A 26,140-nucleotide genomic window follows, 5' to 3' on the forward strand; every position below is an offset into this window, starting at 1 on the left:
CCATTGTAAGAATACTCTTTAAGCTACCCGAAAGCAGCCAATGTGTCTGTCTGTCCCGACCCGTTTTCCTTTTCCTTAGAATTGACGCAGGTAATTTACCCGCGCGGATTTTAATTTCGTCTCTTTCAATCTCTCAAAGAACCTGCAGAAGAACATCTTTCTTCTCTTGTGCTACTGCTGTAGCTCGTGTTATTTTTTCCGTTTCAGAACCTGTTGTTCTGATTGGGGTTGCAAAGGTAAGCAAACTTTTTAACTTTGCAATGCTTTTGAAAAACTTTTTTTCTTTTCTGCTTCAGCTACCCTGCCGGCTGCTGTGCTTTTTTTTCAGGAAGCAGAGGCAAAGGTAAGCACCTTTTTCCGACCTGCCAAAAGAAATTTAATTTCTTTTTTTACCTCTTTCTGCTTCTGCTTTAGCGACTTACAGCTGTTAGCTTCTCTGCTTTCTCCCCCCTTCCTGCTGAATGGGGTTGCAAAGGTAAGCAGCTTTTTTCAAGCTGCAAGCAAAAGGCAAAAAAAATATTTTTAAGCTTTCCGTTTCACTAAAATCTTCAGCTACCACTGCCTGGCCTGCCGCTTTCCCCGCCGCTCGTTTGCGTTGGGAGTGCAAAGGTAGAAATTGTTTTTCGCTTTCCAAGAGCTGGTACTAACATTTTCCCGATTTTCATGTAAGCCCCTCAGCAGCAGCAACATTATTTTGTCTGAACCGGGATTTCCACTGATTTATGATTTCATTGATTTCTTTTCCTGCTCCTTAGACTGCTCCTGCCAACTATTGCCGCTGCCGGGCAGGAAGTTGTGTCATCAAGCTAAATCAGGTGCATCAGGAAAATCAGCGGAAATCCCGGTTCAGACAAAGCAGCTGTGAGCGTGGTGACAGGCGCAGTAGTCCCCAAAACAACAAAGCCCCGCTACTGTGTGCGAGGCTTTGCTGGTAAATACAATACTGATGGAGCTTAGGCCACTTTTTCTTGTTCTCTTTTGAGCGTACTCTTCCTGTCCGGACCTACCGATACGATGGTAACAGGCACCTGCAACTGCTCTTCCAGGTAGGTAACGTAATTCACAAAAGCTTCCGGCAGGTCTTCTACCGTTTCAACTTTATTCAGATCTACTTTCCAGCCGGGAAGGTCTACATACACAGGCTCAAACTGCTCCTCCAGCGAGTGCGGCAGCTGGTCTGTAATTTCGCCCGAAGCCAGTTTGTAGTGTGTGCACACGCGTATGGTATCAAACTCTGTCAGCACATCGGCTTTCATCATGTTCAGCTGCGTTACACCATTCAGCATGATGGAATACTTCAGCACGGGCAGGTCTATCCAGCCGCAACGGCGGGCACGGCCTGTGGTGGAGCCAAACTCGTTTCCAGCTTTGCGTATCTGCTCTCCTACTTCATCGTGCAACTCGGTCGGGAAAGGACCGCTGCCGACACGGGTGCAGTAGGCTTTAAAGATACCGTACACTTCCCCGATATGCCGTGGCGCTACGCCCAGACCTGTACAGGCTCCGGCTACCAGCGTGGTAGAGGATGTTACAAACGGATAGGTTCCAAAATCGATATCGAGCAGGGAGCCTTGTGCACCTTCGGCCAAAATGCGCTCGCCATTTTTGATGGCGGTGTTTATCATATACTCACTATCGACCAGTTTCAGGGTGCGCAGGAAATCAATGGCTTCGAAGAACAGCGCTTCCTGCTCCCCAAGGTCCAGCTCCTGGCCGTAGAATTCCACGATTTTACGATGGCGGTCGCGCAGTTTGTTATAGCGGTCCTTAAAATCAGGAGCAATAATATCTCCTACCCGTAGCCCTACCCTGCCCATTTTATCCTGATAGGTTGGCCCGATGCCTTTTAAGGTAGAGCCGATTTTCTCTTTCCCCAGCGCTTCTTCCGATACCCGGTCTATCACCCGGTGCGACGGAATGATGAGCTGTGTCTTTTTAGAGAGGTAGAGGTTTTTAGCAGCATCCACCCCGCGCTCCTGCAGTTTCAGCATTTCGGTGCGGAATACAATAGGGTCGAGTACTACGCCATTGCCGATAATATTTTTGATATGGGGATGAAAAATACCGGATGGTATCTGGTGAAGCACGTGCTTGGTGCCTTCAAACTCAAGTGTGTGACCTGCATTAGGACCGCCCTGGAAACGGGCAACAATGTCATAGGTTGGCGCCAGAACATCAACGATCTTGCCTTTGCCTTCGTCGCCCCATTGCAAACCTATCAATATGTCAACTGCCATTTTACTTTAGTAAATTGATTACATTAAATGAATGAAGCCTGACTTCATTTTGTTTACGGAAACCTCTATTACTTTGACAGCTAATGAGTTATACATCCGTGCAAACAAAATACAGTCAGGACACAACCTTATTCTTCCCCAAATGTAACAAACTTAGTTAACACTTTTCTATCAATACCGGAAAGAAATTTACTGATTGAACTCTCAAAACGGCTTTCGGTGCACTACAAGTCCCGGATTTTGCTGGTGCCGATGCCTGATCACCTTACTTTATTTTGATGCTCCCAACCAGAAATAACAAGATATTGATTGATTCTGCTTACAACAATTACAATCTCCGAAATACAAAACATGTTATCTATATGACACAGGAAGCGCTTTTAAAAACTCTGATCAGTTTAGGGGTGAAAGAAATCGTAGTAAACAGTGACCTTTACAGACCGGAGGAACTCATCCGGATTGTAACAGAGGCAGCAAATTCGGAAACAGTGCTTCGGGTTACGAACCTGTACAACAAATCCTATACTGTTATCCTGGAGCTGGCCCGTATTGGCAAAGGAAATCTCATCATTGATTACCGGGAGTAAACTTATTTTTGGAACCTGCAGCAGAAGGTGTGGTGGAAGGTGCTGCAGAATAAAATGAGCTTGCAGGAGCAGCTAAAGCTGTGGTGACTGCAGCTGCAGCATATTCTGGCATGTTTTTCAGCTTCTGCCACAATCACCACTGCCTCTGCACCTCAGGCAGATCTAACAAGCACTTAAAACAACAATGGCCGGAAAAGCCTGTAAAAAGCATTTTCCGGCCAATGCCGCTGCCAAAGCCTTGCCTTTAGCTTAAATAAGTCGATTCTTTCAGAAACTGGGTTGCAAAGCTGTCGTTTTCGGCAATCGTGAAGATGGCGTTCAGTTTGGTCACGATCAGCAGTTTGCGAATATGACCGGACGGCCTGATCAGGACAAGCTCGCCGCCTCTGTTCCGAAACTTCGTGAGCAACGACACCAGCACGCCCATGCCACTGCTGTCCATAAAACGGACATCCGACAAGTCGATGGCGCATAGCAATACATCGCCATCTACCTGCTCATCAATGGTAGCGATAAGGCGCTGGGTATCGGGCCCGGCAATCAAGTCTTCGTGCAAGCGCACAAAGAGGATTTCATCTTTCAACTCGGTTTGGTACTTCATGTTGCTGCTCCGTTGCTTTTTTGGCGCGGCAATCGCCGCAGATGCCATATAGGTTTAGCGAATGATGCAAGATATGAAAATTCAAAAGCTCGCCCACCATGGTTTGGATATTATGGATGCGCGGATCACAGAACTCCACTACCTTGTGGCACTCGGTACATATTACGTGATCGTGCTGCCGGTACCCATATGACTTTTCATACTGAGCAAGGTTCTTGCCAAACTGGTGCTTACTGACAAGATCATTTTCCACCAGCAGGTCCAGGGTATTATACACCGTGGCCCGGCTCACCTGGTAGTTCTTGTTTTTCATGCTGATGTAGAGCGACTCCACATCAAAATGCCCCGACCGGGAGTAGATTTCTTCCAGAATGGCATAGCGCTCGGGTGTTTTGCGCAGGCCTTTGCTTTCCAGGTAAGCTGTAAAAATTTTCTTTACCTCTTCTAACTTTGTTTTATCTATTGCTGACATAATGCTTAATTTAAGGAAATACAGGCACTCTAATCGAAACGCTCTACCGACAGAATGCCATTTACTTTACTCATGCTCTGGATAAGCGTATCCAGGTGATTTGTGTCGTTTACAAACACCATGATATTACCTTCGAAAATCCCGTCGTGGGAGTCGATGGTAATAGAGCGCATGTTTACTTTTAAGTTATTGGAAATTACTCGTGTTAAATCGTTTACAAGCCCCACCCGGTCGGTTCCTTTTATCCGGATACCTGCCAGAAACGCCAGTTCCTTCTGGTCGGTCCACTTGGCCTTGATAATGCGATTCCCATAATTGGACATTAATTCCACACCGCGTTTGCAGTTGGTCCTGTGAATCTCAATCACGTTATCGTCCGTCTCGAAACCAAACACATCATCGCCGGGAATGGGGTTGCAGCAGGTGGCCATCCGGTACTGCATTTTGGAAGTGTTTTCGCCGATCACGAGCATATCCGAAGTCACGCCCCTTATTTTCTGCACTTTCTTGTCGAACGACTGTGGTTCCAGCCGCGAAGCTGATTTATCTGCTGCCTCCGTAAAAATTACCTCCTTGATATCATTCGGGCTTAAAAACCCTGACGCGATCCGGAAATGCAGGTCCTGCACCGTAGGCACATTAAAAAACGCCAGCAGCTTGTTAATATTGGCCTGTGAATCGGCAATATTCAGCTCTTCCAGCCGATTCTTCAGCATGCCTTTTCCTTCTTCCGCTTTATTCCGGCGCTCGTCCCGCAGATAATCCTTAATGCTGGCACGTGCCCTGGAGGTAACCACAAAATTCAGCCACTCCTCCGTTGGGTGCTGCTTATGCGAGGTAAGTATCTCCACCTGGTCGCCGTTGTGCAGCCGGTGGCTCAGGGGCACCAGTTTCTGGTTTACCTTGGCGCCAAGGCATTGCAACCCGATCTGGGTGTGTATGTTGAACGCAAAATCGAGGGCAGTAGCCTGGTCGGGCAGCGTGATCAGTTCGCCTTTGGGCGTAAACACGATCACCTCGTCCACGAACAGGTTCTGGCGGAACTCGTCCATGAACTCCAGCGCGTTGGCTGTGTTGTTCTCCAGCATATCGCGCACCCGGTTAATCCAGACCTCCAGGTTCGACTCGCCTGCGGCGCCTTCTGCCTTATACTTCCAGTGGGCGGCATAGCCCCGTTCGGCAATTTCATCCATACGGCGGGTACGGATCTGCACCTCCACCCACTGCCCCGACTTACTCATCACCGTGGTGTGCAGCGACTCGTATCCGTTGGCTTTGGGCGTGTTTACCCAGTCGCGCAGGCGGTCGGGGTTGGGCTGGTAAAAGTCCGTAATAATAGAGTACACCTGCCAGCAGGCCGCCTTTTCGTTTTCCAGGGGCACATCCAGTATAATCCGGATGGCAAACAGGTCGTAAATTTCATCGAAGGTGATGTTCTGCTTCTTTATCTTTTTCAGGATAGAGAAGATGGATTTCGGCCTGCCCTTGATGTTGAATTTGAAGCCATAGCGCCGCAGCTCCCGCTCGATTGGCGCAATAAAGTCTTTTATAAACTTGTTGCGGGCACTGCGGGTCTGCCGGATCTTGTTCGAGATGTCTTTATAGGTCTCGGTATCGGTGTACTTTAAATACAGGTCTTCCAGCTCCGATTTGATAGCATACAAGCCCAGCCGGTGCGCCAGCGGCGCGTACAGGTACATGGTTTCCGAAGCAATTTTGAGCTGCTTGTGGCGCGGCATGCTGTCGAGGGTACGCATGTTGTGCAGGCGGTCTGCTATCTTTATCAGGATAACGCGCACATCGTCGGAGAGCGTGAGCAGCATTTTCCGGAAGTTTTCGGCCTGCTGCGAGGTGCCGTAGTCGAAAGAGCCGGAGATTTTGGTAAGCCCCTCGATGATGCGGGCCACGCTGGGGCCGAACTCGCGCTCCACATCGGCAATTTCCATTTCGGTATCTTCCACCACATCGTGCAGCAGCGCCGACACAATAGAAGTTGTGCCCAGCCCGATTTCTTCCACGGCAATCTGGGCCACCGCCAGCGGATGCAGAATATAAGGCTCACCCGATTTGCGGCGCATGTCTTTGTGCGCTTCAACCGACGTGTTAAACGCCTTTTTAATAATCTTGGCGTCGTTATCTTTCAGGAAAGGCTTCGCGTAACGCAGCAGTCTCCGGTAATGGCGTAAGATTTCTTTGCGTTCTGCTTCCGGATCAATCATAGATGCTAAAAAAATTTAATGCTAGCAGGCCGGCTACTGCCTGCCACCAGTCATTTGTCACTTACATGTTTAATACACTCGTAATATAAGGTTCAAATATAACCTTTATTACGCTGCAACCAATACCCATTACTAACCATAAGGCAGGTTTTGCCACAGTTGCTGCCTTTGTACTAAAACAGCAGCTGCTGCCATATAGTTTAAGCCGGGTCAGCTTTTCGGGCAGCAGGCTTCTTTTTCCCGGAAACTGCTTTACAGCACCCGCCACCACAGCCACTGCTCCTGCCGCCTGTTCTGCAACCTTACTGCTGCTGCCACCATAACCACTGCTCCACTTCAAGGCGCTGGGTTTACCGCCGGGAAAGGGCTGTTCAAAAATATTTTACAAAAAATTAGAGGCTGCTATTGTATTTAAAATTTGTGTCCCTAAATTTGCACCATCATTACAAAACAACGCTACGCGGATGTGGCGAAATTGGTAGACGCACTAGACTTAGGATCTAGCGCCGCGAGGCATGGGGGTTCGAGTCCCTCCATCCGCACAAGATAAACGAACCCTCAACAGCCCTGTTGGGGGTTTGTTTTTACAAGATGTATCATACTTAAATTCACAGCCTTGAACATTACATTAAATCAAACAGACAGCACCAATGCACAACTGAAGGTAGTACTCGAAGAGGCCGATTATGCCCCGAAAGTAGACCAGCAGGTGAAGGAATACAGCAAAAAAGCCCAGATCAAAGGCTTCAGACCTGGCAAGGTGCCTGCAGGACTTATCAAGAAAATGTATGGTAAGAGCATTCTGGTAGAGCAAATCAATAAACTCCTGCAAGACGAGATTTCAAAATATATCCGTGAAAACGATGTGAAAATCCTGGGCGAGCCGCTTCCTGCCGAATCGCAGTCGGCTATTGACTGGGATAACCAGAAAGATTTCGAGTTCGATTACGAAGTAGGCTTGCTGCAGGACTTTAACCTTCCGCTCGATAAAAGCGTAGAGGGGTACACTGTAGAGGTGACGCAGGAAACGCTGGACGAGGCTTTCGAGAACATCAAAAGACAGTTCGGCAAAACCGAGAAACCGGAAACTTCCGAAGACGGCGATTTCCTGTCCGGCGAACTGAAGGCAGTTGAAGGCGACTTCTCCTCCTCTACCCTAATTCCTTTAAACCGCGTAGTAGATGGCAAAGAGCAGTTTATCGGCGTTAAAGCGGGCGACGTAATCCGTTTCGACATCCGTAAAGCCTTTGGCGACGACAATGCTGCCCTGGCCCACGTAACCGGCAAGAGCAAAGACGAAGCAGCAGAACTCAATGGTGAATTTGAATTTACCGTAAACGAGATCAGCCGTACAGCACCAGCCGAGCTGAACCAGGAGCTTTTCGACAAACTGTTCGGTAAAGACGAGGTTACTACCGAAGAGGATTTCAATACAAAAGTTCGTGAAACGATTGAAGAAAACTTCAACCGTGAAGCAGACAACCTGCTGAGCCGCCGTATCATGGATTCGGTTATCGACAACGTGGAAGTTGAAATTCCGGCTGATTTCTTTAAGCGCTGGTTACTTATTACCAACCAGGACCGTTTAACGGCCGAGCAGGTAGAAGAAAATTTCGACAAATATGTGCGTGAGCTGAAGTGGTCGATGATCAAAAATAAAGTGGTAGAAGAAAACGACATCAAAGTAACAAACGATGAAGTTGTGGAAGCCACTAAAATGAAAATGCTTGCCCAGTTTAACATGCCCGAGATACCGGAAGCCCTGGTAGAAAGCATGAACAACTACGCAAACGAATACCTGAAGCAGGACAACGGCCGCAATTATATTCAGGAGTACGAGCAGATTCTGGCAGAGAAAGTGCTCGCTAAACTTAAGGAGCAGGTGCCTGTGGTAGAGAAACAAATCACAGCAGAGGACTTTAAGAACCTGGAGTTCTAAAGAACCATATAAACATTTTTCTAAAAAAGTCCTTCCATTTTCGAAGGACTTTTTTATTTTTGACAAAACCGTAAACTAAACAAATCCTATGTTTAACAAAGACGAGTTCCGGAAATTTGCCGTAAAAGGCCAAGGGCTAAGCGGCCTGGGCGTAGACCAATATATTCATCATATCGAGGGCAAAGCCATGCACACCATCGAAAGCATGACCCGCTCTGTAATTGAGGAACGCCCCACCAACTTCCGTGAGATTGATGTATTCTCACGCCTGATCATGGACCGGATTATCTTCCTGGGCACACAGGTAGATGATTTTATTGCCAACATTATTACTGCGCAGCTCCTGTTCCTGGAGTCGGCCGATGCCAAAAAAGATATCCTGCTTTATATTAACAGCCCGGGTGGCTCTGTATATGCCGGTTTAGGTATTTACGACACCATGCAGTATGTAGCACCCGATGTGGCCACGATCTGTACCGGTCTGGCTGCTTCTATGGGAGCGGTGCTGCTGGCAGGCGGCGCCAAAAACAAGCGTAGTTCGTTGCCACACTCCCGCATCATGATCCACCAGCCGATGGGTGGTGCACAGGGCCAGGCAACCGATATCGAAATTACGGCCCGCGAAATCCTGAAGCTCAAGAAAGAGCTTTACGAAATTCTGGCCGAGCACTCCGGTAAGTCGTACCAGGACATCTACGATAACTCGGAACGTGACTACTGGATGCGTGCCGAAGAAGCAAAAGAGTTCGGATTAATTGATGAAGTACTTGTTCGTAAGCGGGACTAACGCAACCGGCTATTGAACAGCCTACAGACAAGCCCAAAAATACCCGTTCTGGTCCACCAGGACGGGTATTTTTTTGGCTATAGCGACAGTTACCCCTGATCTATCGTGTGGTTATTTCAAAAAAGCGGTAATTCCCGAAAAATTTTCCACAAACACCTGTGGAAACCTGCAAAACACAACCTCTTGCCTGTCAGTGTTTTATGCAAAAATTTAAAAATATAAATTTTAATATTCATAGAGCCATTTTCAACACTAACAACTGTTAGTGTAATAATTTTTATGTTCTATAAACATAACCTTTTTGTACATTTGCGGTCTGCTTTGCGTAACTTAGCATACTAAACCTGGATCAAACTTTATATGGCTGAAATCACTTGCTCATTTTGCGGCAAAAACAAAAAAGACGTATCAGTGATGATATCTGGTATCAACGCGCACATCTGTGATCGTTGTATCGGACAGGCGCAACAAATACTTAACGAAGAAAATAAAATACGGGCCAACAGCCGTACTCCGAAATTCAACCTGATGAAACCGAAGGAAATGAAGGAGTACCTCGACCAGTTTGTGGTGGGGCAGGATGAAGCGAAGAAGGTGATGTCGGTGGCGGTGTATAACCACTACAAGCGACTGATGCAGCGTTCGAACGAAGAGGATGTGATCATCGAAAAGTCGAACATCATTATGGTGGGCGAAACCGGTACCGGAAAAACCTACCTGGCCCGCATGATGGCCGGCATCCTGCAGGTGCCTTTCTGCATCGCCGATGCCACCGTTCTCACAGAAGCCGGTTATGTAGGCGAAGACGTAGAAAGTATTCTGACACGCCTGTTACAGGCCGCTGATTATAATGTAGAGTCTGCGGAGCGCGGCATTGTGTATATTGATGAGATTGATAAGATTGCCCGAAAAAGCGATAACCCATCCATTACCCGCGATGTAAGCGGCGAAGGTGTGCAGCAGGCGCTCCTGAAGCTGCTGGAAGGTACGGTAGTAAACGTGCCGCCGCAGGGAGGACGTAAGCACCCGGAGCAGAAAATGATCACCGTTAACACCGAAAACATTCTCTTCATTTGCGGTGGCGCTTTTGTTGGAATAGACCGGCTGATTAAAACGCGTCTGAACACACGCCCTATCGGTTTCTCCAAATCTAAAATGGATGGCGAACTCGAAGAGCAGGAAGGTTTCCTGAAATACCTGTCGGCCCAGGACCTAAAGTCTTTTGGCCTGATACCGGAACTGATCGGCCGTTTGCCGGTGGTTACGCACCTCAACCCGCTCAACAAAGACACCCTGCGCCGCATCCTGCTGGAGCCAAAGAACTCGATCGTGAAGCAGTACAAGCGCCTGTTCGAGATGGAAAACATTGCCCTCACCTTCGACGATGATGCGCTTGATTATATTGTGGAAAAAGCTGCCGAATTCAAACTAGGCGCCCGTGGCCTGCGCTCTATCTGCGAAGGCATCATGACAGACGCTATGTTTGAGCTGCCTTCCATAGAAGGCGAAAAAGAGCTGGTAATTACCGGCGACTACGCCCGCGAAAAATTTGACAAATCTCCGCTGAAGCAATTAAAAGTAGCCTAACCTTTCGCTCCCTTCAGGAGCAGAGGCTATGGTGGCAGCTGCAGAAGCGTTTTTTAATATAAATCAGGCCCCAAGCCTGGTCATAAAACAAAAAGAGTATTCCTGAAGCAGGGATACTCTTTTTTGTTTTTGCTTAAATTATGGTTCAGTCCGCCTCCAGCACATCAAAGCCTTCATCTTTCTCCGGGAAAGCATTGAGAAGCAGAACGGCAATGGCAACGCCGGTGAGGGTTAAGGCAATCAGGATTGATTTCATAGCTTTTGGTTTTGTAAAAAGTACAACCGTATCTGTTTTCAGACACACTACTACTTCTTACAGAAAATCCAGCTGAAAGTTCTGTTATAAAAGCAACAACAGAACTGTCTGAGCGTCTACACCTGCTCCGCTTTCAGGTAATTCACCATCAGTTCCGCCGCTCGCTCAGCTGTACGGAAGTTCCCGATCTTCTCACGCACCCGCGCATAATCCGCCTTCTGCTCTTTGATAAAAAAGGAATCGAAAAGAATTTTCTTCAGCTCTGCCACAATCTTTTTAGGCGTAAAATCATCCTGGATCAGCTCCGTCACCACCGGCTTATCAGCGATCAGGTTCACCAGCGAAATGTAGGGCACTTTAATCAGCCGTTTGGCAATGGCATAGGAGATGGCGCTGGTCTTGTAGCACACCACCTGCGGCACATTAAACAAAGCGGTTTCGAGCGTGGCAGTACCCGAAGTTACCAGGGCCGCTTTGGCATGCGCCAGCAAATCGTAGGCCTGGTCGTAAATGATCTTGATGTTGGGGTCTTTGTTGTACTGCTCGTAGTGCGATTTCGGCAGATTTGAAACACCTGCCACAATAAACTGGAAATCGCGGAAATACGGGATAATGCTCAGCATCACGTGCAGCATGCTCTCGATTTCCTGCCGACGGCTGCCCGGCAGGATGGCAATGATGGGTTTGTTATTGGTAAGCCTGTTTTTTGCTCTGAAGTTTGTGTCGGCCACATGGTCAGTCACCGAATCCGATACCGGATTGCCAATGTAGTCGACTTTATAATCGAAACGGGCGTAGAAATCTTCTTCAAAGGGCATGATCACAAACATGCGGTCTACCAGTTTTTTGATGGTATGCACGCGTCCCTGGTTCCAGGCCCAGATCTTTGGGGAGATGTAGTAAAAAACTTTAAAGCCGTTCGCCTTAGCAAAACGGGCAATCCGCATGTTAAACCCGGCATAATCTACCAGGATAATTACATCGGGCTGAAAGGTGTTGATATCGGCTTTACATTCCTTCAGGAAGCCCAGGATTTTAAAGATATTGGCAATGGCTTCGGCAAACCCCATGAAGGCCATGTCGCGGTAATGCTTCACCAGGTCCATGCCTGCTTCCTGCATCATGTCGCCGCCCCAGCCCCTGATCTCCGCCTCCGGGTCCTGCTTCCGGAGCTGCTTGATCAGGTTCGAAGCATGTAAATCGCCTGAACGCTCGCCAGCTATTATGTAATATCTCATGTGGTAAATGTACAGCTAAAGGCTACCTTGTAGGGCCTGGCTTTAGATGGTAAATGAAAAAAGGCAGCCCACCTGGAGGTTGTTATTCGCCGAAATACTCTACGTAGTTTCGTGGCGTTTCGTACAACTTCAGGCTATGCAACCTGGCCTGCGATATTTCTGAAATGCGGGGCTCGAGTATGCGCCAGAATTCGATGATCAGGTTTTCGGTACTGGCCAGCTTGTCCTCCATAAAAGCTACATCCAGGTTCAGGTTTTTGTGATCTACCTTCTCGATGATGTGCTTGCGGATAAGCGTGCTCAGCTTTTTCAGGTCGATGACGAAGCCGGTATCCGGATCTGGCGTTCCTTTTACAGTCACGATCAGTTCATAATTGTGGCCATGCCAGTTGGCATTGGCACACGGCCCGAATACTTCCTTATTCTTCGCCAACGACCAATTCGGGTTGTGCAGTTTGTGGGCTGCATTAAAATGTTCTAATCTGCTTACGTAAATCATCTAACTGCTAAAGTTGTAGTTTTTTCTGGATAACAAATATACGAAGAAAGGAACACCAAAGAACGAAGTTATGATGCCAATTGGCAAACCTGCCGGCGGATACACCACCCGCGACAGCAAATCGCAGAGTAACATAAAAAATCCACCCACGAAAGCGCAGAAAAGCAGGTTGTACTTTCCGGTTGCGCCCATCAGTGCCCGTGTTACGTGCGGCACGATCAAACCTACAAATCCTACGGTACCCGACGTAGCCACGGCAAAGCCTGTAACGGCAGACACGGTAATCAGGATGATCCAGCGCGTACGTGCTACCTGCACCCCCAGCGCCTCTGCCCTGCCCGCTCCCAGCAGCAGAATGTTGAGCTGCTTCTGCATAAACAGGAAAAGCAACAGGGCCAGCCCCAGCGCCACCGTCGGGTAAGGCAGCAGTTGCCAGCTTGCCCGCTCAAAGCTCCCCATCGACCAGAAGATAACCGACTTCAGTTTCCCCTCCGTATCCGACAGATACGTTAACAGCCACACAAAGGCTGTACATAATGAACTTAAAGCAACTCCGGCCAGTATCAGCTGCGTTGGAATAATGTGCCCTCTCCGGTACCCGAGCAGCACCACCAGCAGCGTAATGCCCAGAGCTCCGAGCAAGGCAAACAGCGACGGCATGTAAATACCTGCGATCGTAATTTCCACTATACCAAAGAAAACCAGCACGGCCCCCAGCGAGGCCCCCGAGGCGGTACCCAACAGGTACGGCTCCGCCAGGCCGTTGTTCACCATGGCCTGCATCAGGTAACCGCAAAACGCCAGCGAAGCGCCCACCACCAGCGCCAGCAGCAAACGTGGCAGGCGCAGATGAATTATAGAGAAGTGTGTCAGGTTATCGGGGTTGTACTGAAAGAATGCATCTGCCAGCAAGCCTGCATCGGTTTCGAAAGAACCGACCAGCAGTCCCAGCACCATCACGAGCAGGATAAGCAGCACCGCTAGTATAAAATATGCAGCTTTGCTCATGGGTAAAGAAACTGTTCAAGTTCACGAATCGATTCGACCACCCGTGGCGAGGCGCGCCCCATCAGGTCTGATGTGGGGGCATAGATGCGGTTATGCTGGTAAGCTTTTATCTTACGCAACTCCGGGTAAATGCTGAAAAAGCTTTTCTCCATCTCCTCCGGCGTCCCGCCCAGCAGCACATCCGGGTTCGCCTTCAGAATCTGCTCCCGCGACAGCGGACTGAAGGTTTCTTCTACCGCGTTTACAGCGCCAAGTATGCGCAGTTTATCGGTGATAACGGTACTGTGGCCGTACACATAAATCGGGTCGTAGCCTGCAATGGCCAGCACCTTGAGTGGCGGTTGCTGCTGCTGATGGCGCGCTTCAATCTGGGCAACATGCTGCCTGAGCGAATCGGTGAGTTGTTTGGCCTGTTGCTCCCGGCCGGTAATCCTGCCAATTTCATCCAGTCCCGAGAAAATATCCTCTACCTTCCGGAATTTAAAATAATACACCGGCACGCCCAGCTCCTGCAGCCGGTCCGCCACTTCCAGCGGCGTGATGCCTTCTACCGTAAACACCAGGTCGGGCTTCAGGAGCAGCACCTGCTCGTAATCGACGGGGTAATTGTTCACGACAGGTTTGGTAAGCGCGGCCGCGGGGTAGTCGCAGTGGGGGGTGCGGGCCACAATGCTGGCAGTATCGCAAACGGCAAAAAGCATTTCGGTCATGGAGGCGGCCAGGGCCATCACGCGGGCTGGCTGCTGCTTTTTCAGGTGCACCTCACGTCCCAGCCCGTCTTGCAGCACCCGTTCTGTTTCGGCGGGTTTACGTTCGCCCCCACACGAAAAGAGCAGCAGCAACAGGCAGCTGTACAGCAGCGGGTATTTTCTAAAATAACTATTCCGGATTTGTCTCAATGCTTTGCTTTCCCCGATTCTGCTGATTTAAGCGGCAGCTCCGGGTAATTTTTTGTAAATTTAACGCAATTTACATTAAGGCTATAAAACTGAACTATGATTGTAGTAACTGGTGCCGCCGGCTTTATCGGAAGCTGCCTCGTTAGCAGACTGAATGCTGCTACTTTTTATGATATTGTGGTGGTTGATAACTTCTCCGTCGCTAAAAAAGAAAATAACCTCAAAGGCAAAAGAATCAAAGAATACGTCGACCGCGACAAGTTCTTTGACTGGCTGGACGAGCGCCACGAGGAAGTGGAATTTATCTTCCACCTGGGCGCCCGCACCGATACCACCGAATTTAACAAAGATGTATTCGACCTGCTCAACCTGAACTACTCCAAGAAAGTCTGGAATGCCTGCTGCGAATACCAGATCCCGCTGGTCTACGCCTCCTCCGCCGCCACCTACGGCTCCGGCACCCTGGGCTACGACGATAACGAGGCCCTTACCCCTTTGCTGCAGCCACTCAACCCCTACGGCGAGTCTAAAAACGATTTCGACAAGTGGGCGCTGGAGCAGACGGCAAAACCTTTCTTCTGGGCAGGCCTGAAGTTCTTCAACGTGTACGGGCCCAACGAGTACCACAAAGGCCGCATGGCTTCGGTGGTGTTCCATGCCTACAACCAAATAAAAGAAAAAGGCAGCCTCACCCTCTTCCGATCCCACAACCCCGACTACGCCGACGGCGAGCAGATGCGCGACTTTATTTATGTGAAGGACGTGGTGGAAGTATGCTTCTTCCTGATGAACCACCGCCGCAACTCCGGCATCTACAACCTCGGCTCCGGCGAAGCCCGCACGTTTATGGCCCTGGCACTTAGCACTTTCGCCGCCATGAATGTGGTGCCCGAAATCGACTTTATGGATACTCCCCTGACTATCCGGGATACGTACCAGTATTTCACCGAAGCTAACATGCAAAAACTTCGCTCTATCGGCTACGACAAGCCTTTCTATACCCTGGAGGAAGGGGTGAAAGATTATGTGCAGCAGTATTTGATGGAGGGGCGGTATTATTAATTGACAACGAATGCAGTAGAAAATCCCCATTTTGGCAGTAAAAAGTGCCGGAATGGGGATTTTTTGTTTATCACCACCTGCCACCATTGCCTCTGTACGGGCAGGTCTTGCACCTGCCCTAATCGTGCACCGGCAATCTTGCTAAACCAAAACTAATTGTTCAAAGATTTTTCATGTTCTGGAATGATTTGTTCTGAAGGATGATACGCAGACGATTGGGCAGGTGCAAGACCTGCCCCTACAGCTGCTTCAACCGGATATTCCGGAACTCCACCTTCATGGGCGGGCCTACGTGTACCTGCACGCCTATTTTGCCGCGCATGCTCCGGTTTTCAGCATCGTTGTCTGTTACCTCGGCCATGAGGGTGCCGTTGATGAAGTGCTTCAGGTTATTTCCTTTCGCCACGATGTGCAGTTCATTCCAGCCGTCGTAGTTGATGCTGTTCAGAAGCGTAGCCCGGTCTAAGGTATCGGTCACAAGAGGAGGCTGCCCGTTTTCAAGAATTACCTTCTGCCCTCGTACGGCCAGGAACTGCCGCCCCCGCTCTTCGTAGTTCTGGCCGGTGTGGCGGGGGTAGCCCAGGTTGTATTTGTCTTTCCCGTCGATGTCGGCCTGGTAGCCTTTGAGGGCGAAAGCCAGCGTGTCGATTTGCTTGCTGCGGTAGTTCACGCCGCTGTTTCCTTTGGGAGAGATGCGGTATTCCAGCTTCAGCTCAAAATCTGCAGGTTCGCCGCCCTGCCAGATCAGGAAAGTATTCTGCTTTAGGATCGTCTGCGGCGTCACCTCCCCTACCAGCACGCCATCCTCCACACGCCAGTACGCCGGATCGCCATCCCAGCCCTCCAGGTTCTTTCCGTTGAAGATGCTGATGAAACTGTCAGTAGTTGTTCGTGGAGTGGTTTTGCAGCCTATGGCAATGGAAAAGATGAATAGGATCGCCAGGCTGAGTTTTGTCTTTTTCATCATAACTAAAGCTACCTGAATCAGCCCAAAAAAGCTACATGGACTCTGCAAAAAATCTGCTGCACCTGCCACCACACCCACTGCTCCTGCTAAAACAACACCGACACCTGCGTCCGCCCTGTATGCACCGCTCCTACCCCGTTGGCTTTGCGGCCATCGTAGTTCAGCGAGATATTGAGGCCATTGCTCAGGCGCTGCTGCACGTTCAGCGACCAGGTGATGTTGTTTCCGGGGCGCAGGGCATTCAGAATTTCGTAGCCAACATAGGAATTCATATCGCCTGTGAAGTTGATGTTCACGTAGCGGACGTTACCCGAGAGGGTGCGTTTGCTTACCTGGCTCAGCTTTGCCTCCAGGCCCAGCTCGTTAAAAATTCCCTGCTGCTGCGTGGCCTGCTCCTCCCCTGGCACCTCTTGTACAGGCGGCAGCACATCCTCGCGAATGGCAAACTGGTATGTACCTGTAAACCGGAATTTGGTATTGGGCTGATAGGCCAGCTCCGGCGACAGCTCCCGCGATACGATCTTAAAGTTTTTCGAGCTCAGGAAATTGGAGCGGTTATCGCGCACGTTGCGGCCCAGGCTTATTTTGGAGCTCAGCACCTCGTTCAGGTTTAGCCGCCCGATGAGCAAATGGCTACCCAGCCCGCGGGTTTCGGTACCGTTGGTGAGCAGCGACTTCTGCTGGTTCTGCTGGTAGGTGTACTCCAAACCATACAGCGGGTTGGTGCGGTTGAAATACAGGGTATTGCGCAGCGTCTTCACGAGCGAAAGCAGGAACGCATCTTCAAAATCCACGCTGAACGGGTTGAAACGTTTCACCAGGTCATTATCGGTTGTTTTCTTATCGATGCTGGTAAAGGTGAGGACGGAGAAGCGGGAGGCAAAGCCTTTCAGGCCGTTTTGGGTGCGCCAGCTGCGGGGCGTGCTGCTGTTGAGGCGGTAGGTAAAGCGGTTGGTGTAGGCATTTACATACTCGTCGGTAGGCAGGAACACTTTAATATAGCGCCGCTGGTCTACCGTCTGCGCCTCCAGGTAGTCGTTCAGGTCGTTGGGGTTGCCGCCCTCGCGGAGGTAGTGCGTTCCCTGGCCAGGCAGTGTTTCCCTGAAAATAAAAATCCGCTTCAGCTCCCGGCCCGTCCCCACGGTGTAACTCAGTTCAGACCGGAAACTGCCTTCCAGGAAACTGCCGTTCCAGTCGATGCGCGACTGCACTGTTTCTTCGTCCTGTGCCGTTTCCTGCGTCAGCTTGCGATACGTTACCTGCACAGCCACGTCGTGCTCCAGCCCGATCTTAGTTTGCATAGTACCGTTGTAGGTCTGCCCTACCTCCGGCAGCCCCAGAGTGCCTTCCGTAGTTGGCCGGAGGTCGGTGCGGTGGCTGTAGTCTACCCGGAACCGGGTACTGGCAGAGTCGCCGCTTTCTATAAAAAACAAATGCTCGTCGAAGTACATGGCAGAGCCCACCACTGAGTCAGTACCTATGGCTTTGATGCGGTTTTTATCAAACCGGTACACATAGCCCGGTTTAAGCCACTTAAACCCGTACTTCACGCCCACATCGCCCCGGTACCAGTCCGATTCGCGGTTGTTCTGCTCGCTGTTGAGCATGAAAAAATGATTTTGCAGCTCCAGCTTCCCCAGCCGCTTTACCAGGTCCAGGTAATGCTGCACCCCGTTCAGCTGCTCATCGCGGTTACGATAGCTTACGCGGTAGTTAAACAGGTTGAGCGCATCTTTTGCCGCCCCCACCGAAAAGTTGAGGATGTGGTCTTCGGCCCCCCGCTCGTTGCCCGACAAACTCCAGTCGCGGTCGAACTCGATGGGGCGGTACCGGTCTATCGGCACAAAATGCTGATCGGTGTATTCGTAGTTCAGCGTACTGTTTACTTTGTATTTGCCCAGAAACGGCACTTCTTTCTCCTGCACCACGTAACCTGCCCGTAGCGCCTTCCCGTTATCGTCCTGCGCATCGAGTTTTGAGAAGCGGTTGATATCGTTCTGCGAAGCGGCTCCTTCTAAAAACACCTCTATGCCTTTCTGCAAAGTGTAGCTCGCCCCCAGGTTTACCAGCTGCCTTTTGCGCGGTGTGGGCAGTATACGTACGGGTGCAAAGCTTCCTTGCGGCACCCCGTTTACCGGCGCCACCCACCGGAACACCCGCCCGTTTACCGTAGTGTTTGCCTGTACATAATCGCCCTGGTTCGGCCCCACTTCTGAAAACCGGACATTGTAAATCGCCTCTTCCGGGTCGGTGGAGTACACGTAAATGGTAGCAGTATTCAGGCTGTCATTGAAGATGGTATCGCGCAGGGCATAAAGCACCTGTGTCGGGTCGAAGGGCACCTCCAGTGCACCCGGAATAATGGCCTGGTTCAGGCTGTCGCCTATGCCGGCGAGCAGCCGTTTGTCCTCGTCGCGCAGGTCCAGGTTCAGGAGGTTGTTGGGGTTGTCGGACTCGTTGTAGTAATTAGTAAAAACTTTGAACTTGTTTAAGTTCTGGTAATGGCTTGCGTGGTAAATGCTGCGGCTGTAATTCAGGTCGGAATACTCATAATCAACCTTGATGCGCGAGTTCTTTGTGATCACATGGCGTGTGGTGAACGTAATCTCTGCCTGATTGTAGTCAATCACATAGTCATATTCAAACCCGCGGGTCAGCAGCTTCCCGTCCAGGAACACCCGTTCCGAATTGGCCAGCACAATAATAAACCGCTCGTTGTTCGGACCACGCAAGCGGTAAGGCCCCTGCACCCCTTCCAGGGCCGGTATCACCTGCGAGGTAAACTTACCTTTCGATACAGATGCAGCCACGGAAGTTAATCCCTGCCGTTCGGGTGTTTTACCTGTTACCGCCTCGAAGGCGGCTCCCTGTACGTTTTTATAAAACTGCAGAAAGTAAGAAGGCCTGTTGCGCAGCACCACATCCCCTGCGGTCAGCTGCCATACCTTGTGTTTGAGGGTAATGTACACCCGGTCGAACTCCTGCAACTGCTGTGTGTTGCCCTCCGGCTGAAACGGGATGTTTTGATCGGTAATAGCGGCCGTAATGCTGATATCCTCCGTCAGCTTCCCGTCCAGCTGCAGGTTCAGGGCGGAGTTTACAAATACATTCTGGGTATTACCAAAAGAGATACCCCTGGAAATGCTCCCGGTCTTGTTCAGGCCAGGCGTTTTAAAAATTTCCTCGCGGGTGGTAAATTCTTCCTGGTAATAACCTTTCTGAAAAGAAGTCAGGTCGAGCTTGGTGATGTCGCGCCGGAAAGCCGGACGGGTAAGGTTGAGCGGCAGCACCCGGTAACAAACCACCACCGAATCGGATAACAGCGCCACCTTGGTTCCCTGCGGATCAATGGGAATGGAGTCAGGCGCAGGAAAGCGGGTAAGCCGGAATTCGTTTGTGGTATAGTTGTAGTCAAACTCGAACTCCTCCCGTTTCATGCTCAGAAATTCTACCGAAGCAGGCGCAATGGTCAGGGTGTCGAGCACAAATGGTTCTGCCGTAACAGGAATCTTCCTGCAGCGCTTGTTACTGACCGACGATTGCGCCAATACCGGCAGACTAAAAAAGAAAAAAGCAACGGCCAGGTACAACAGCCTGGTCATGGTTTAGACAGGGGTAATGCGATAAAGAAGGTGGTACCTTTTCCTTCCTCGGTTTCGAACCAGATGCGGCCACCGGCATTCTCTATGCCTCGTTTGGCTACAGCCAGCCCGATCCCGGAGCCGGTGTACTTTGTACTGAAGTTCGGAATGAAAACTTTGCTTTGTATTTCATCCGGAATCCCTACTCCGTTATCCCGGATGGAAATCAGCACCGTTTCGTCCGGCTGAACATGCAGGGTAACGTGTATCTTTGGTTTCCGGTTGGCCGGAACTGCCTGTATGGCATTCAGAAGCAAATTGTTGAATGTCCGGACCATGAGGCCTTCGTCTGCTGTTATAAATACCTCCTCCCGCTCAAAGTCAGCTTTAACCGACACGGAAGCCGGATCGTTGTGCAGGTCCACCGACTTGCGCAGGGCCGCTGCCACATCCATCAGTTCCGCCTTTGGCTCCGGCATGGCGGTAAAGTTAGAAAACGACGTGGCAATGTCGCTTAGTATGTTTATCTGCGTGATCAGGGTATGCGAAATCTTATCAATCAGCTGCTCGGTATTCGGTCTTTTTTCGGAAATAGCTTTCTGCAGGTACTGCAGCGAGAGCTTCATAGGAGTAAGCGGATTCTTGATTTCGTGCGCTACCTGGCGGGCCATTTCGCGCCACGCCGCTTCTTTTTCGCGTGTCGCCAGGTCCACTTTATTTTGCTCCAGCGTCAGTAACATACGGTTATATTCGTTTACCAGCATCCCAATTTCATCTGCTCCTTCGTAGGCCAGCATCTCGTTTTTGCCTGTCAGGGAGGTGCGCTTCAGTTTATTGGCTAACATGCGCAGCGGCACGGTTAGTGCCCTCGACGCAAAAAAAGTAAGCACCATAAACATGATAAACATTACGGTAAAAATGTTCATAGTGGTGGTAATCAGCTCAATAAGTTTTATTTCCAGCTGCTTTTCCGAATCAAAAAAAGGGATACCAATAAAGCCCGCAATCTGTCCCGAGCTTTCAGAATCACGCAGGGGCAGGTAAATGGAATTAAATGTGAGGCTGCCGGCATGCTCGTTCAGCAGCACACGCAGGGCCTGCCGCTCCGAAATGGCGGCAAAAGCTTGCGGGTTCACCAGTTTCGACAACAGGCCCGCCTCAAAAATAAGGGGCTGACTTGTGACCAGCAGGCGCCCATCCTGGTCGTATACATTGATATCAGCCTCTGCTACAGAAGCAATATCAGTTACATACTTTAGCAACAGGTTCTTACGCTGCATCACGTTCCGTGTAAGTAAAGTGCTCAGATTCTGTTGGATGGCCTCACCCCGGTTTTCGTAGGAGCGCATCAGGTCTTTCCGGTAAGAGGCCGTTACAAGTCCGGCTGTAATAATACTGACCAGAACAAGCGGAAGCAGTATACCGAAGTTTAGGAAAAGCTGAATTTTGGTACTGAAGTTAAGACTGTTATTCTGAATATACCTGCGCTGTAGTAACAGCAACAGCAACGTACACAGAATAGCACCAGCCGTAAACACCAGAAACAGGAACGAAAAATTAGAGAGCAGTTCTTTACTGCCGTAGTTCTCCGTCGTAATAATCAGCACCTGTCCGTTATCATCTACAATGCCCAGGTGGTGATAGCCTTCGTGCCGGATGCCATCCCGTTCAAGTTCCCACCTGTTCAGCAAGGAGCGGCTGAAATTTGTCGCATAATCATATTCCCCTTCACTATACTTCAGCTGCCCGTTTTCAAAAAAAGCATAGCTCATCCTATCCGTCCGGAATGGCTGGTTACTACCCTGATCTACCAGCAGTTCGGGCACCAGGCTGTTCGGGAGCAGTTTCTTTAGGCGCAACTGCAGGATGATGGTACCTTTCTGCCACGTATCCAGCGGCACCTCAATTACCTTCAGGTACATGCGCGTATTATAGCGCATCGGGTCATTTATCAGAAAAAGATCTTTGTGTTCCGTCCTGTTTACGGGCTTGTCGTACTGCGCCATTAACTCATGCAGGCTTGCCCTTGAGGTATCTGCGCTTTCCAGTGCCATGCCTTTGCTATCGAACAGGTAGACGCTGGTTTCATACTTATCAAAATAATGGCGCAGGTACTGTTTCGAAATTTTACGCTTGATAAAGGAAGCATCCACATAGGGTCCCTTCATTTTAGAACGGATCAAAGCATCAGAAGCGATTTTCATGGCCACAGAATCCAGCAGGAACTCCCCCAGCACATCACTGTCCTGCATAATGGTGTAGCCAAACTTCTGCTTATAGGCTTTCAGTTCGCTTTGGTAATGGGTATAAATGGCACTTGCCCCCGTCGCCGCACTTACCGAAATTATCAGGAAAATGAACAGGTACGTACGATAGGGGAAATTAATGGCTCCCGGATGCTGGGCCGAAATTATGATAAGCAACCAGAAAAAAGAACCGATCAACACGACGCTGATGTATTCCAAATCCAGTACACCTGCCAGTACAAGCAAGGCAAGCGCTATGGCCCCCACTACTTTATACGGCCATAACAGCTCCTCCTGCTGCAGCAACACCCTGACAACCGTTGCCAGGATAAATGTAAAGACGCCCAGCGCAGCAGTGTGCAGGAACATAATGCCATAGATAACTAACTTATACCTGGTCAGGTCCAGCGACTGGCTTATGTCTAAAACAAGGGGAGAGTTATGATAAATGCCGTGGTAAAACTTAAAGAGCACCACCAACAGCATAAAAAAGGAAAGAAAACAACCTGCCAGAATATAACGGATCTTTTGCCTGGGCAGCACCTTTAGCTGCCCCATTACCTTGTTTTTCTGGAAAAGATAAAAAGAAGCCCACGCTACGGTTGTCAGTAACAACATGTTCAGCGCCAGATCACCTACGGACGGGGACCAGTAAGAGGCGGCATATACTTTCGGATCAAAAAGCTCTACTTCTTTCAGTGCAAACGGAAGGTTTAACTGCAGCATGGCCAGCCGGAGCGCCGCCAGTAACGCCAGCAGTAAAATGATGCCCTCGTTGTATTTGCCCTGCTTCAGCAGCCTCCTGCTCCAAAGAATACAGAACAGGATATAAAAGATTACTCCTCCGCTGAAAAGGATCAGTTCCAGCGCAGCCTGGCCAGCATCCGTTTTGTTTTCTCCGAAATCGAGCGCAAACAGGAACTTGTTATCGCTGGTCCGCACCTGGGGTAGGCCCTTCCGCTTCGTCAGTACCAGCCTGGCATTTGTTTTTCCGAAAATCCGTTGCTCGAGCCCCGGAGAAAGAAAGGAGTTCCTGATCCTGTACTCGTTCTGTAGCGGGATGTAGAGAAAAATATTGTAGCCACTGGCAATATGTGGAACAACTATAAAGGTGCCATAGGTATTGCTGACGGCAACCGGATGGGTTACATCGGGGGGATAATCCAGATCTGGAATAATGGTATGGTCAGACCAGAAAATAAGCTCGTTGTGCCTGTAAATAAAAGTAGGGCAATGGGCCAGCCTGAGGAGTTTAGAAAAGGAAACCGAATCGGAACCAAGTTTTTTCCCGATCGCAACCGCTTCTGACTGCGCGGCAGCAACAGAAGCGTTTATCTGTTTACTGATGTCTTTAACCGCAGCATCAGGTCGCGAACGAGCCTGAAAGGCCGGTAAATGATAATGTACCGCAGCTGTAGCCAAAAAGCACAACAGCGCAATCAGTAACAATATAAATGGTATTCCCTTCCTAGTCAAAGCTTTATGTTTATACCAAGTTAGCTGCACCTCCTTCCACTGCCACCGCTATACAACTGCCCCGCCGGCAACAGCACAGGCCGGAAAAAATCTGCTGCACCTGCCACCACAGCCTCTGCTCTGTAGCAACAATGGCAAAAATAAGGTGAGAGGTGATATGCCCAGCTTAATCGGAACGGCAATTCAGCTTTTCTGTTCAGTAAGGATCATCAGGACCTGGTAATGCAGGTGGGATCGAATTTTGTGCCAGAAAAAAAATAAAGCATCAGCATGCGGGCATACCTGAACAAAACGGGAGTTAAAATGGTAATAATGCTTGCTACTGCAACAAGGTATACCCACGCCGGCGGATCATCCGCCAGGTAAAAAAGCGACACGCCCACCAGCAAAACAATCAGTACGGAAAAACCATAGCTGATGTACATGGCTCCCCAGAAGAATCCTACCTCAATTTCGTAATAAAAATTGCAGGCAGGGCAATTTTTGTGCATCCGGTCAAACTTAGCCAGATGCCATGCCGCATGCGTATAAACCGCTACTTTCCTGCAACGCGGACACCGACAGCCAATCAAAGCTCTCAGCCCCGCTATGTCAGGCATGGGATTTCCGGCTATTCCTGTACCAGAAGAAGCCCACAGTACCTATCAGGATATACGGAATTGCCATCAGGTACAAAATTCCTTTATTCAACCCTGCTCCCACATCCGATTCAGGTTCTTTACTTCCAGTACCGACATTCGATTCTACCGTAGCACGGCACATCGCACATTGGCTGAACGCATCCGTTGCTGTAAAACTCAGCATCAACACCAGGCCTACTCCCAATAGCCTTGTCAACATCTTTCTCTTCATCCCTCAGTTCTATTTGTTTTCTGTTAACTAAACGTAATAAGGTGAAATAAGTATAAACACCAGCACTCCCGTAACAGCCACGTATAACCAGATCGGAAATGTCCAGCGGGAAATGCGCCGGTGCCGGGCGTTCTGCTCCGTTATTCCAAAATACACCGATAGCAACACAAGCGGCACAATAACGACAGCCAGTACAATGTGGGTCAGTAAAATAAAATAATAAATGTATTTTAAAGCACCCTCACCCCCGAATACCGTGCGCTCCCCCAGAAAATGATAGGTAACATACGATACCAAGAAAATAGCCGATAAACCAAAAGCGGTAAGCATTGCGGCCCGGTGGTTTCGCACCTTACCTTTTTTGATATTGTAGTAGCCGATAACCAGTGCAACAGCAGTTAAAGAATTCAGGATGGCATGAAAACCGGGCAGGTAAGATACGTCAACGTTACTGGCATTTGCCTTCGGCATAAAGAACAGCAATGCCACCACAACAGGTATAGCAACAGACAGTACAGCTATCACCGTCATGTAGCGCTTATCCTTGCTGCTGACAGAACTATTCACTTTTACTGTATTCATCTAAAAGAACATTAATTTCAACTATCAGCCTGTCCACATCCTCCGGATCCAGCCCGTTATAAATTCCTCTCACGTGGTGTTCCCGGTCTACCAGCATAAACTTTTCACTGTGAATAAAATCCTGCTGCCCGGCTACCTGCTGTACCGGCAAATAAAAACCTTTTTGCGCTAAAGTGTAAATTTCATCCCGGTCGCCGGTTAAGAAATACCATTTCGCCGGATCAGCATTATACATGGAAGCATATTCCTGCAGCACCGATACGGAATCCCTTTCCGGGTCAACGGTAAAAGAAACAAGCTTTACGTTAGGCTCCTCCCTGAACTTTTCCTGCACCCGCGTCAACTGCGAAGTCATTTTAGGACAAATTCCGGGGCAGGAAGCAAAGAAGAAATTAGCAACATAAATATCGCCCGCAAGGTCGGTCTGCGATATGGTCTTACCTTGCTGGGAAGTTAAGGAGAAAGGCGGCACCTGATGCCAAACGGTATCCCCTTTGGCATCAAGCATTACATTCCCGGCATCATCCGATTGAGGAAAATAGGTCTTGAGTGCAAAATGGTGTTCCCCGAAGGTACCGATAAATATAAAAACAAGAAGAGGCACTAATAATAGTAGAACTAGTATTAGTGCCTTTACATTACTCATATAAATGATTTACTAATTAAAATAATTGACTACAGAATCAAAGTAATAACTCCCTTCTGAAATTAAAGCAACCATGAGCCAGGCAATAAGTGCGGTAGGCAACAAAATGGACCAGATAAGTGCTTTTGCTTCATGCTTTAAGTGCATGAATTCTGACACAATGAAAAATGCCTTGAAAACGGTGAGAATAATAAAGATAGAGTTACGCAACGTTCCGGCGTCCATCATAAAGGCAAACACGAACTCAATAGCAGTCAGAACAACCAGAATGATAAATGTTTTCCAGATAGCTTTTGTCTGCGGCTTCGGAAGTTCGCCAGTATTTTCGTAATCGTGCGAATGATCAGTATGCATTGCCATAATTAAAATCTATTTGTTTATGCCACCGGTAAAGGTGGC

The 26,140-nt window shown here is 49.4% G+C and carries 22 protein-coding genes and 1 tRNA gene; 6 read left to right on the forward strand and 17 right to left on the reverse strand.

Annotated features, from left to right (window positions below; genetic code table 11):
* Positions 1-427: 427 nt before the first annotated feature.
* On the reverse strand, positions 428-634 hold the full coding sequence (locus DCW36_RS09350; protein ID WP_125185478.1) for a hypothetical protein: 207 nt from the start codon (positions 632-634) through the stop codon (positions 428-430).
* A 319-nt stretch (positions 635-953) separates the two neighbouring features.
* A complete protein-coding gene (locus DCW36_RS09355; RefSeq protein ID WP_114783356.1) occupies positions 954-2,237 on the reverse strand; it encodes an adenylosuccinate synthase in 1,284 nt (427 codons plus the stop codon).
* Between the two features lie 362 nt (positions 2,238-2,599).
* On the opposite strand from DCW36_RS09355, the gene DCW36_RS09360 reads away from it, so the two are divergent.
* Positions 2,600-2,824 carry a hypothetical protein gene (locus DCW36_RS09360; RefSeq protein WP_125185479.1) on the forward strand — a complete coding sequence of 75 codons (225 nt, stop codon included), beginning with the start codon at positions 2,600-2,602 and terminating at the stop codon, positions 2,822-2,824.
* Between the two features lie 244 nt (positions 2,825-3,068).
* Here DCW36_RS09360 and DCW36_RS09365 read toward each other — a convergent pair whose 3' ends face one another.
* The 3 genes from DCW36_RS09365 to DCW36_RS09375 are packed head-to-tail and all read right to left on the reverse strand — an operon-like array spanning position 3,069 to position 6,116.
* On the reverse strand, positions 3,069-3,425 hold the full coding sequence (locus DCW36_RS09365) for an STAS domain-containing protein (protein ID WP_114783358.1): 357 nt from the start codon (positions 3,423-3,425) through the stop codon (positions 3,069-3,071).
* The gene (locus DCW36_RS09370; RefSeq protein WP_114783359.1) at positions 3,397-3,897 is read right to left on the reverse strand and encodes a Fur family transcriptional regulator; all 501 of its coding nucleotides are present in this window, start codon (positions 3,895-3,897) and stop codon (positions 3,397-3,399) included. The genes DCW36_RS09365 and DCW36_RS09370 overlap by 29 nt, the downstream gene beginning before the upstream one ends.
* Positions 3,898-3,926: 29 nt before the next feature.
* Positions 3,927-6,116, reverse strand: a complete 2,190-nt coding sequence (locus DCW36_RS09375; protein ID WP_114783360.1) for a RelA/SpoT family protein — start codon at positions 6,114-6,116, stop codon at positions 3,927-3,929.
* 460 nt (positions 6,117-6,576) lie between these two features.
* Here DCW36_RS09375 and DCW36_RS09380 point away from each other — a divergent pair.
* From DCW36_RS09380 to clpX, 4 genes are all read left to right on the forward strand, one after another.
* Positions 6,577-6,658 (forward strand) — tRNA-Leu (locus DCW36_RS09380).
* 74 nt (positions 6,659-6,732) lie between these two features.
* The gene (gene tig, locus DCW36_RS09385; protein ID WP_114783361.1) at positions 6,733-8,055 is read left to right on the forward strand and encodes a trigger factor; all 1,323 of its coding nucleotides are present in this window, start codon (positions 6,733-6,735) and stop codon (positions 8,053-8,055) included.
* An 88-nt stretch (positions 8,056-8,143) separates the two neighbouring features.
* On the forward strand, positions 8,144-8,842 hold the full coding sequence (locus tag DCW36_RS09390) for a ClpP family protease (RefSeq protein WP_114783362.1): 699 nt from the start codon (positions 8,144-8,146) through the stop codon (positions 8,840-8,842).
* A 360-nt stretch (positions 8,843-9,202) separates the two neighbouring features.
* Positions 9,203-10,429 carry an ATP-dependent Clp protease ATP-binding subunit ClpX gene (clpX, locus tag DCW36_RS09395; protein WP_114783363.1) on the forward strand — a complete coding sequence of 409 codons (1,227 nt, stop codon included), beginning with the start codon at positions 9,203-9,205 and terminating at the stop codon, positions 10,427-10,429.
* A gap of 372 nt (positions 10,430-10,801) precedes the next feature.
* Here the strand turns inward: clpX and lpxB are convergent, their stop codons facing one another.
* The 4 genes from lpxB to DCW36_RS09415 all read right to left on the reverse strand — a co-directional run bounded on the left by lpxB (position 10,802) and on the right by DCW36_RS09415 (position 14,329).
* A complete protein-coding gene (lpxB, locus tag DCW36_RS09400; protein ID WP_114783364.1) occupies positions 10,802-11,923 on the reverse strand; it encodes a lipid-A-disaccharide synthase in 1,122 nt (373 codons plus the stop codon).
* An 82-nt stretch (positions 11,924-12,005) separates the two neighbouring features.
* Positions 12,006-12,422: a 6-pyruvoyl trahydropterin synthase family protein gene (locus DCW36_RS09405; RefSeq protein ID WP_114783365.1), complete on the reverse strand. Its 417-nt coding sequence runs from the start codon at positions 12,420-12,422 to the stop codon at positions 12,006-12,008.
* On the reverse strand, positions 12,423-13,430 hold the full coding sequence (locus DCW36_RS09410) for a FecCD family ABC transporter permease (protein WP_114783366.1): 1,008 nt from the start codon (positions 13,428-13,430) through the stop codon (positions 12,423-12,425). It abuts the gene before it with no gap.
* The gene (locus DCW36_RS09415) at positions 13,427-14,329 is read right to left on the reverse strand and encodes an ABC transporter substrate-binding protein (RefSeq protein ID WP_240676110.1); all 903 of its coding nucleotides are present in this window, start codon (positions 14,327-14,329) and stop codon (positions 13,427-13,429) included. The genes DCW36_RS09410 and DCW36_RS09415 overlap by 4 nt, the downstream gene beginning before the upstream one ends.
* Before the next feature lie 96 nt (positions 14,330-14,425).
* On the opposite strand from DCW36_RS09415, the gene rfaD reads away from it, so the two are divergent.
* On the forward strand, positions 14,426-15,391 hold the full coding sequence (gene rfaD, locus DCW36_RS09420) for an ADP-glyceromanno-heptose 6-epimerase (protein WP_114783367.1): 966 nt from the start codon (positions 14,426-14,428) through the stop codon (positions 15,389-15,391).
* 238 nt (positions 15,392-15,629) lie between these two features.
* Here the strand turns inward: rfaD and DCW36_RS09425 are convergent, their stop codons facing one another.
* From DCW36_RS09425 to DCW36_RS09460, 8 genes are all read right to left on the reverse strand, one after another.
* Positions 15,630-16,358 (reverse strand): 3-keto-disaccharide hydrolase, encoded by a 729-nt coding sequence (locus tag DCW36_RS09425; RefSeq protein WP_114783368.1) that lies wholly within the window; start codon positions 16,356-16,358, stop codon positions 15,630-15,632.
* A gap of 86 nt (positions 16,359-16,444) precedes the next feature.
* Positions 16,445-19,960 (reverse strand): hypothetical protein, encoded by a 3,516-nt coding sequence (locus DCW36_RS09430; RefSeq protein WP_125185481.1) that lies wholly within the window; start codon positions 19,958-19,960, stop codon positions 16,445-16,447.
* On the reverse strand, positions 19,957-23,607 hold the full coding sequence (locus DCW36_RS09435; RefSeq protein WP_114783370.1) for a sensor histidine kinase: 3,651 nt from the start codon (positions 23,605-23,607) through the stop codon (positions 19,957-19,959). The genes DCW36_RS09430 and DCW36_RS09435 overlap by 4 nt, the downstream gene beginning before the upstream one ends.
* Positions 23,608-23,870: 263 nt before the next feature.
* Positions 23,871-24,152: a DUF983 domain-containing protein gene (locus tag DCW36_RS09440; RefSeq protein ID WP_114783371.1), complete on the reverse strand. Its 282-nt coding sequence runs from the start codon at positions 24,150-24,152 to the stop codon at positions 23,871-23,873.
* 100 nt (positions 24,153-24,252) lie between these two features.
* Positions 24,253-24,513 carry a hypothetical protein gene (locus DCW36_RS09445; RefSeq protein ID WP_114783372.1) on the reverse strand — a complete coding sequence of 87 codons (261 nt, stop codon included), beginning with the start codon at positions 24,511-24,513 and terminating at the stop codon, positions 24,253-24,255.
* 27 nt (positions 24,514-24,540) lie between these two features.
* Positions 24,541-25,095 (reverse strand): DUF420 domain-containing protein, encoded by a 555-nt coding sequence (locus tag DCW36_RS09450; protein WP_114783373.1) that lies wholly within the window; start codon positions 25,093-25,095, stop codon positions 24,541-24,543.
* Positions 25,073-25,741 (reverse strand): SCO family protein, encoded by a 669-nt coding sequence (locus DCW36_RS09455; RefSeq protein ID WP_114783374.1) that lies wholly within the window; start codon positions 25,739-25,741, stop codon positions 25,073-25,075. The genes DCW36_RS09450 and DCW36_RS09455 overlap by 23 nt, the downstream gene beginning before the upstream one ends.
* 12 nt (positions 25,742-25,753) lie before the next feature.
* Complete coding sequence (locus DCW36_RS09460; protein ID WP_114783375.1) at positions 25,754-26,101, reverse strand: cytochrome C oxidase subunit IV family protein; 348 nt, start codon at positions 26,099-26,101, stop codon at positions 25,754-25,756.
* Between the last annotated feature and the right edge of the window lie 39 nt (positions 26,102-26,140).

The sequence above is a fragment of the Botryobacter ruber genome, from assembly GCF_003347595.2.
Classification (GTDB): Bacteria; Bacteroidota; Bacteroidia; order Cytophagales; family Hymenobacteraceae; genus Pontibacter; species Pontibacter ruber_A.